Raw genomic sequence first — 8,748 nt, 5'->3', positions numbered from 1 at the left:
TCCCACACCAGATTCAGATTCGCAGCAGCCAGCTCAGTCTACGGGTGGATCAACAGGACTGGGTTGCCGCCCAGACCCTCTGGCTCCAGCTTCAGCCTGACCTAGCCCAACTGCCTCCCACCCGCGCCAGTCTGGATCAACAGGTGGAGGTGGCTAAAACCTTGATCCGTCTACGCCAGGGACAGAATCAACTCAGCAGCAGCCCGACAGCCTTAGAGATTGCCACCCTACTAACCCGAGCCCATCAACAGGCCCAGCAGATAGGTGATCAGCGCTCCCAATCCTATGCCCTCGGAACCCTTGGGGAACTTTATGAACAGAACCAGCAGTGGCGGGATGCCCAAATCCTGACTCAAGATGCCCTGGCCCTTTCCCGTCGTCTGGATGCTCCAGAGGTATCCTATCGGTGGCAGTGGCAACTGGGAAGATTGTTGAAGCAGCAGCAGGATCGTGAGGGAGCGATCACCGCCTATGATCAAGCGATCGCCACCCTGAAAACTCTGCGGTCGGATGTCGTTTCTATCAACAATCCCGAAGCCTGGCTTTCCTTTCGCACGACCATTGAACCTGTCCATCGGGAATTCGTAGATTTGCTGTTAGCCCCCGACCATACCCCCAGTCCGGCAGAGCTCGACCGGGCCCGAGAAACAGTCGAAGCACTACAGTTGGCGGAGTTGGATAACTTCTTCAAAGCTGCCTGTCTAGATGCAGATACGGTTGACATTGAAGCCATTGATCCTCGGGCTGCGGTCATCTATCCTATTCTCCTCAGCGATCGCTTGGAGCTGATCCTTAACTTACCCGATCAACCCCCTATCCGCCATAGCGTTCCCGTCTCTGCCGCAACCATCACCACCACCGCCCGCGAGCTTCGCCTCCAGCTGTTTCGGGATCTAGCCGGCATCCGCTTGCGCCCCCTAGCAGCACAACTCTATGACTGGCTGATTCGCCCCCTAGCTGCTGATCTTGCCACCAGCGACTTAGATACCCTAGTCTTTGTTTTGGATGGCTCTCTGCGTAATATTCCCATGGCAGTTTTATTCGATGGCACGGACTATCTCATCCAACACTATAATATTGCCCTAGCCCCTGGCTTACAGTTAGTTGATCCTGCATCCGAGCGGTCGTCTGACTATAGCATCCTCTTGGCAGGGGTTAGTAAAGTCCCTGAAGACTCTCCTTTCTTTGGAATATTGGGCAACTTACCTAACGTTGAAGAAGAACTCAATGCTATCAGTTCCCAGCTTCCTGGACAGGTGTTACTAAACGAAGCATTTACCACCCGCAGTCTACAAACTACTGTAGATGCTGCTTCTGCACCGATTGTTCACTTAGCGACCCATGGTCAGTTTAGCTCTGATTTAGATAATACCTATGTATTAGCTTGGGATAATGCCATTAACGTGCTGCAGCTACGGGATCTTCTAGAAGTTACCGATCTGCGTCGCCGGGTACCGATTGAACTTCTAGTATTTAGCGCTTGTGATACAGCCCAAGGTGATGATCGCGCTGCTCTTGGCTTAGCTGGGGTTGCGGTGCAGGCTGGAGCCCGCAGCACCATCGGCAGTCTTTGGAAAGTAGATGATGCTTCTACATCTGTCTTCATGCAGCAGTTTTACCAAGCCTTGACCCAAGATAATTTACCCAAGGCTGCTGCCCTTCGCCAAGCCCAACTTGCCCTATTGGCTCGTGAAACCTACGAGGCTCCCTACTACTGGGCTCCTTTTATCCTTGTTGGCAACTGGCTTTAGAGAGGGTATCGATCGCCCCGATTGCCTCCGCTAGGCGATCGCCCCTCAGAGCCACCGCCAGACCATCAGGGGCGAAGCCATAGACCGTTTCATGAGGCTTGGATGCATTACGCTGTCGCTTTAGCGAAGCCATGTCGAAGGCTATACACATCCTACGCACCATAGATTCTCTACGAAGAACGCCATCGAATTCAGGTTCAGAAATCACCAAGAGCGATCGCGATCGTTGATGAACCTTCAAACGTCTTGCTCCAAGCCTGGAAAGAGGACTACGGCAAACAATCGAGATACATGTCTACATCCCACTGCGTACTCGTTGCCAAAAACTTCTCCCACTCATCTCGCTTATACCAACTAAATACCTGATACATATCCCCAGGCATGGACGCTTTTACCACCTCATCCTGCTCCAACCGCTCCAACGCCTCACCCAACGACATCGGTAGCTTCTTCACCTGTTTACCTGCCTCCATCGCCTCATAGAGATTACGAGATTCTGGCTCTCCTGGATCCAGATTGCGTTGAATGCCATCATCAAATGCCTTCAGCAACGCCGCTGCCATTAGATAAGGATTCACCATCGAATCCACCGCTCGATACTCAAACCGTCCAGGTGCCGATACTCGCAAACCACAAGTGCGGTTTTGGAAGCCCCAATCGGCATAGACTGGTGCCCACAGTCCTGTATCCCACAGGCGTCGATAGGAATTCACCGTCGAACAACCGATCGCCGTCAGCGCCCCCAGATGCTCTATCACCCCACCAATCGAATTCAGACCAATCGGGCCTGGCTTGGTAGCAGATAAGCTAGGATCTGGCAAAAATGTATTCTCGCCACCCTTGCGATAGGTAAACGTACCCGCTAAACCTGGCAGTGTCTCCATGCCAAAGTCTTTTACCTGCTCGTCTCCGCCGTACCATAAAGATAGGTTATGGTGACAACCGTTGGCCGACACACCCATGAAGGGCTTACTCATAAAGCAGGCAATCAGGTTAAACTCCCGCGCCACCTGGGAACAGATTTGTCGATAAGTAGTGAGGCGATCGCATGTGCGTAGCGCATCATCAAACATGAAATTGAGCTCAAGCTGCCCCGGCGCATCCTCATGATCGCCCTGGATCATATCTAGACCCATGGCTTGACAATAGTCAATCACCCGCAAAAATACGGGGCGCAATTCCTCAAACTGATCAATTTGATAGCAGTTGGGCTTGGTCACACCACCATTCGGCTTGCCATCTGGCCCCTTCTTCAACCACATCATCTCCGGCTCCGCACCGTGCCGCAGATGCAGACCCTTGTGATCGGTCTGAAACTGAGTATGGATGCGCTTCAAGTTGCCACGACAATCCGACGTCAGGTAGCCCCCAGGATTATCCGGTTCTTCTCGATTGCGGAAGCAGGTACAAAAGACCCGCGCCACCCGTTTATCCCAAGGCAATTGGCAAAAGGTGTCTGGATCGGGAATGGCAACAAGTTCCGATGCTTCTGGCCCATAGCCGATATAGTTGTTGTAGCGATCGAGGAAGAGGTTGGCCGTGGAACCGTATACCAACTGAATGCCGCGTTCGGCAATCGTTTCCCAATGGTCTGCCGGAACACCCTTGCCGACAATGCGCCCCGTGACGGAGATGAACTGGTAGTAAATATACTTAATGCCCAGCTCATCAATCTTGGCCCGCACCTGCGCCACCAAGTCAGCGCGTCCCTCCGCCTGCACACAGGCCTCCAGATTCGTCAGAGCCTCCGACTTTGTTAGCATTCCCGTCATTCTGCTGCCTCCCCACCATCGCTCTGGCTCAAGTTGTGCTGTGCTTAGTTAAAGCCAACTTGTTATGACAACTCTGTATCTAGAGATACCTTCATTCAGAATTCTTGCTGAGACTGTATCGTTGTGGTGCTACGATACAGTCTGGATTAGCGCTATGGCAATCCCTATCTACCTTGAGACAACTGCTATCGAGCTACCCTATGCCCTCAACCTATGACTAATAGAGATTAATCAGACTTAACATTATTTCTCGTTATGTCATTCTCGGAGAGAAGCCGATCGACCTCTTACTCTTTTGTCAGATAGTGTGAGCTGTTATGACAAAAATTCACCAGGATATCCCAAAATGATAGAAGAGGCACGATGTAGCCCTCACCCCACAACTCTAAAGACGAGGGACGTTGATGCCTGAATCTCCCTAGCCTCCACCGCAAAAAGAGGCTAAGGGATGATGGATATACCTTGCACAGGTCAGGCATCCCCTGTGCAGAAGGCCCTAACCAAAAGCCTCAAACCCATAGGCCGACTGCTATAAGCAAAACCTTTTCAAGTCTAATGGAATTCCTATCGAAACGATTTGAGAACCAACGGAATTTCCATGTAAGCTGATCCTGGTATAGTCTATTTATGATGGTCTTTTGAAAAATCATAGTCTCTGGTCTATGGCCAGAAGTACATAAGCACCATCTTAGGTAGGTCGTTGTAGGCATCGTGAGGACAGCATATGGAGCAGTTTTTCGCCCAAACAGCTTGGTTAATTCCCAGTTATCCTCTGATGGGGATGGTTTTTTCGATGTTGTGGCTACCGTCAATTAACCCGCTAACGGGGCCTCGTCCTGCTGGGTATATCAACCTTGGGATGACGGGGCTAGCCTGTCTGCATGGGGCGATCGCCTTCCATGCTACTTGGCAACAGGCTCCTCAGTACATAGCCTTTTCCTGGTTACAGATTGCCGAGCTTGATTTGACCATCCCCATCGAAGTATCGTCGATTACCCTAGGTGCCATCCTAGTGGTAACGAGCATTAACTTTCTAGCCCAGGTTTATGCCGTGGGCTATTTAGAAATGGACTGGGGTTGGGCAAGATTTTATGCCCTGTTAGCTCTGTTTGAAGCTGGCATGTGTGCTCTGGCCCTGTGCGATTCGCTATTTTTCAGCTACATGATTTTGGAAGTTCTCACCCTCGGCACCTATTTGCTGATCGGCTTCTGGCTCAATCAGTCGTTGGTGGTCACCGGTGCTAGAGATGCGTTTCTCACCAAGCGGGTGGGGGATTTAGTGCTGTTGATGGGGGTATTGGCGCTCTATCCTCTGGCTGGCACCTGGGATTTTCAAGAGTTAGCGGTTTGGGCAGAAACGGCCAATATCAACCCGACGACTGCAACCTTGGTGGGTTTGGCTCTGATTGCTGGCCCTATGGGCAAATGTGCCCAGTTTCCCTTGCACCTTTGGCTGGATGAAGCCATGGAGGGGCCAGTACCTAGTACAATTTTGCGGAATTCGGTGGTGGTGGCTACGGGGGCATGGGTGCTCATTAAGCTGGAGCCGGTGTTGGCACTATCCCCAACGGTGTTGTCGGTGGCGATCGCCATTGGCTCGATCACGGCGGTGGGCGGCACGCTCATTTCAATGGCTCAGATTGATGTCAAGCGCTCCTTATCCTATCTGACAAGTGCCTACATGGGCATTGTATTCATTGCGGTGGGCGCACAGCTAAGCAATGCCGCATTTTTGATGATTCTCACCCACGCCGTGGCCATCAGCTTGCTGGTGATGAGTTCTGGGTCGATTGTCCTCAATAGCATTACCCAAGACTTAACCCAGATGGGTGGACTTTGGCGTCGTCGTCCCGTATCGGGATTATCCTACCTGGTTGGCGTAGCTGGTTTAATTGCCCTGCCGCCCCTAGGTGGATTTTGGTCGATGCTTGCCTTGCTGGATGGTGTATGGCGCGATCGCCCCATTATTGCCGTGATTTTACTGGTGGTGAATGCCTTTGCTGCGTTTGCCGTCACGCGAGTCTTTGTACTGATGTTTGGTGGACAACCCAAGCCTATGACGGAGCGATCGCCGGAGAATGGCTGGCTGGTGACCTTACCGATGACCGTCTTGGCGGGGTTTGTTCTGCACCTACCTTTCGTGTTGCAAACGCTGTCACTGCTGCCTGACTGGGCTACTCTCAATAAAGATGTGGCGTTAGTGCTAACGTGGTCGAGCCTGTCTGGCTGCAGCCTAGCAGCATTGGTGTACTATGGCCCGCTATCTAAGCCGATTCGCCTACCGTGGCAAGCACTTCAAAATCTGTTAGCCTACGATTTTTACACATCCCGAATTTATGGCTTCAGTGTTGTCGGTAGCGTTGGTTTGATCTCACGCCTCGTTGACTGGGGCGATCGCTACCTGGTGGATGGTCTAGTCAACATGGTGGGGCTAGCCTCACTCTTTGGCGGCGAAGCCCTCAAATATGGCAACAGTGGCAAAACCCAGTCCTATGTGCTCACCATTGCTCTAGGCATCATTTTAATCACGCTCTTGATGACATGGTCGTCGTTGACTAACCTATCTCTTGTTATTGGTGGATAACCTATGCTAAGCACCTTGATTTGGCTTCCATTTCTAGGGGCGATCGCCCTTGGCTGTTTGCCTGCCTCTATCTCATCAAAACAGATTCGTTGGATTACCCTTTGGTTCACGGGAGGTATTTTACTTTGGAGCTTAGCCCTGCTGTTCCAGTTTGACCTGAATACGCCGACGCTGCAGATGCAAGAATACTTGCCCTGGATTGATAGCCTTGGTCTAAACTACCAGCTTGGCGTAGATGGTCTGTCTATTACCTTGGTGATCCTAAACAGCTTTTTAACCTGGATTGCTGTGTTCAGCAGTTCAGAACAGACGGAACGTCCGCGCCTGTTTTACAGTCTGATGCTGATCTGCAGCGGCGGTGTGGCCGGGGCATTTTTGGCCCAGAATCTACTCCTCTTTTTCCTATTTTATGAACTAGAGCTTGTACCGTTCTACCTGCTGATCTCTATTTGGGGCGGTGAACGGCGTAATTATGCCGCCACCAAGTTCTTGATCTATACAGCCCTGTCCGGAGCGCTGATTCTGGTTGGCTTCCTAGGTCTAGTTTGGCTCACGGGTGCCTCGTCCTTTGCCTACAGTGCTGTCATGGGGCAAAGTTTGCCCATGCTATCGCAGCTTATTCTTCTTGGTATATTGCTGGTTGGATTTGGCATCAAGGTTCCGTTAGTGCCATTTCACACGTGGTTGCCAGATACCTACACAGCTGCATCTACGCCAACTGCGATTTTGCTGGGCGGTGTTTTGGCAAAATTGGGGGCTTACGGAATCTTTCGTTTTGGTTTAGGTCTATTTCCAGATGCCTGGTCTGTTCTCTCTCCTGGCTTAGCGACTTGGGCGACGATTAGCGTGCTCTACGGGGCCATGGCAGCGATCGCCCAAACGGATATCAAGCGCATGGTAGCCTATAGCTCTGTAGGTCATATGGGCTATATCTTACTAGGTGGAGCAGCCTTAACAAACCTCAGCATGGTGGGCGCCGTATCTCAGATGGTTGCCCATGGGCTAATTCTAGCGATCCTATTTCATCTAGTTGGACTGGTAGAACTGAAGGTTGGTACCCGTGAGCTGAATGTGCTCAACGGTCTCATGAATCCTATTCGAGGGCTACCTACCATTAGTTCTCTCTTAGTGTTGGGTGGGATGGCGAGTGCGGGTATTCCAGGGCTAGCAGGTTTTATTGCCGAATTTCTCATCTTTCAAGGTAGCTACGCCGTTTTTCCAATCCAAACCTTATTATCTGTCGTAGGTACAGGTTTAACAGCAGTCTATTTTGTGATTTTGTTAAACCGCACCTGTTTTGGCAAGCTGGATAATGCGATCGCCTACTTCCCCAAGGTTGAATGGGGTGAGCGGGTGCCGGCATTGGTTTTAGCTTGGGCTATCTTCTTGCTGGGTATTCAGCCAAGCTGGTTAGTGCGCTGGAGTGAAGCAACAACCGCAGCTATGGTGTCGATGGCTAGCCCGCCAACACCACAAATAATCACGATCACAACTGCCATGCAAACCACGGAAGCATTGATATTCCCTAAAAACTAATCCATTCGGTCTTAAAATTGCCTGTCGTCTTTGTCGTGTATTAGAAACCTATGACCACCACAATGTCCTCACCATCCACGGTTATTCCTCCCTCTCAGCATCCCTTTGCCGATATTATTCATCGATTGGAAGCAGGAGGAGCCATGCTTCCTGATACCCCTGAGAATCTCATGCAAATCATTGGTATCTATAAAGCCTATGCGGTACCGATGGATTTTTACTGGCGTGACCTTCTGTATATTGGTGAACGAGTTTTCTTAAATCCTGTTCCAGCCTTCAAATACTTTCTTCCCCAAGAGTATCTAGATCTTCATAATCACTATGCAGGAGATGATGCTGATCTACGTATCTGGCGAGGAGAAGCAACCGCCCACCCAGAACTTTTAGAGTTTATCAACAAGGGTGAGACTAAAAAATCGTGGCCTAAATTATTCCATCATCTTTGGCACGATCGCATCAATATGGAATTTGCTGAAGCTTGCATGAGGGCAATGCTATGGCATCGTAAGATGTATGCGCCAGCCAATAGATTCGACCCCTATCTAGACACGGACGAGTATAAAGCTAACGCTGATCGTGCCATCCGAGCCTACTTTAAAAACAATCCATTGATGCTGTCATTGCACAAGCTATTTCCTGAGATGTTTATTGAGAAGGTGCGAGAGCTATCCTATTATGCAAATCTAGGTTTGTTTTGGGAAGTTATGGCTCCCGTCTTTTTTGAAATGTCTGATCTGTATGATGAAGGTAAGATCACCAGCGTTCCTGAAGCCATGAATTTCCTGGTCAACGGCATTTTTGCCATTGCTGGACGCCCTATCTACCACCATGTCTACATTGATGGTGAATGCTATGAAATTATTCCCAAGTCAAAAGGGATGACTTGGCTGTATGAAGCTGCTCTGCCTTATGTAGAATCTGTGTTTTACCGGACAGCTCCCTTTCGAGGCACCAAGTCCTATAATGCTCAGGCAGAACAGGTACCGGCTGAGCAAGCAGATTTTCACTATGGTATTCTCTATGCAGATGTATTTCCAGTAGGGACAGCCGGCATTCCACCCACATTGCTGATGCAAGATATGCGACACTTTTTGCCATCTTACTT

General features: G+C 50.4%; 6 protein-coding genes. 4 read left to right on the top strand and 2 right to left on the bottom strand.

Going from position 1 to position 8,748, the window contains the following annotated elements; translation table 11 throughout:
• The coding region (locus tag V6D20_05410; protein HEY9815228.1) for a CHAT domain-containing protein at nt 1–1,751 on the top strand (1,751 nt) is incomplete at its 5' end.
• On the opposite strand, the gene V6D20_05405 is transcribed toward V6D20_05410, so the two are convergent.
• Together V6D20_05405 and V6D20_05400 are read right to left on the bottom strand one after the other, a co-directional pair.
• Nucleotides 1,726–1,992 (bottom strand): hypothetical protein, encoded by a 267-nt coding sequence (locus V6D20_05405; GenBank protein ID HEY9815227.1) that lies wholly within the window; start codon nt 1,990–1,992, stop codon nt 1,726–1,728. The two genes, V6D20_05410 and V6D20_05405, sit on opposite strands and share 26 nt — an antisense overlap.
• A 28-nt stretch (nt 1,993–2,020) precedes the next feature.
• Nucleotides 2,021–3,514 carry a hypothetical protein gene (locus V6D20_05400; protein ID HEY9815226.1) on the bottom strand — a complete coding sequence of 498 codons (1,494 nt, stop codon included), beginning with the start codon at nt 3,512–3,514 and terminating at the stop codon, nt 2,021–2,023.
• A 733-nt stretch (nt 3,515–4,247) separates the two neighbouring features.
• On the opposite strand from V6D20_05400, the gene V6D20_05395 reads away from it, so the two are divergent.
• The 3 genes from V6D20_05395 to V6D20_05385 all read left to right on the top strand — a co-directional run.
• Nucleotides 4,248–6,107, top strand: a complete 1,860-nt coding sequence (locus tag V6D20_05395) for an NAD(P)H-quinone oxidoreductase subunit F (GenBank protein HEY9815225.1) — start codon at nt 4,248–4,250, stop codon at nt 6,105–6,107.
• 3 nt (nt 6,108–6,110) lie between these two features.
• Nucleotides 6,111–7,643 carry an NADH-quinone oxidoreductase subunit M gene (locus V6D20_05390; protein ID HEY9815224.1) on the top strand — a complete coding sequence of 511 codons (1,533 nt, stop codon included), beginning with the start codon at nt 6,111–6,113 and terminating at the stop codon, nt 7,641–7,643.
• Nucleotides 7,644–7,786: 143 nt separating this feature from the next.
• Nucleotides 7,787–8,748: CO2 hydration protein (locus V6D20_05385; GenBank protein ID HEY9815223.1), on the top strand; the 962-nt coding region annotated here is incomplete at its 3' end.

The organism is Candidatus Obscuribacterales bacterium (assembly GCA_036703605.1).
In the GTDB taxonomy this organism is placed as follows: Bacteria; Cyanobacteriota; Cyanobacteriia; order RECH01; family RECH01; genus RECH01.
Note: the sequence above shows the minus strand (reverse complement) of the source record. Positions and strands in the feature narration are given on the sequence as shown.

Coding starts and splice junctions, on each gene's coding strand:
- V6D20_05395 (HEY9815225.1), top strand. CDS start 4,248: ATGGAGCAGTTTTTCGCCCAAACAGCTTGGTTAATTCCCAGTTATCCT.
- V6D20_05390 (HEY9815224.1), top strand. CDS start 6,111: ATGCTAAGCACCTTGATTTGGCTTCCATTTCTAGGGGCGATCGCCCTT.
- V6D20_05400 (HEY9815226.1), bottom strand. CDS start 3,514: ATGCTAACAAAGTCGGAGGCTCTGACGAATCTGGAGGCCTGTGTGCAG.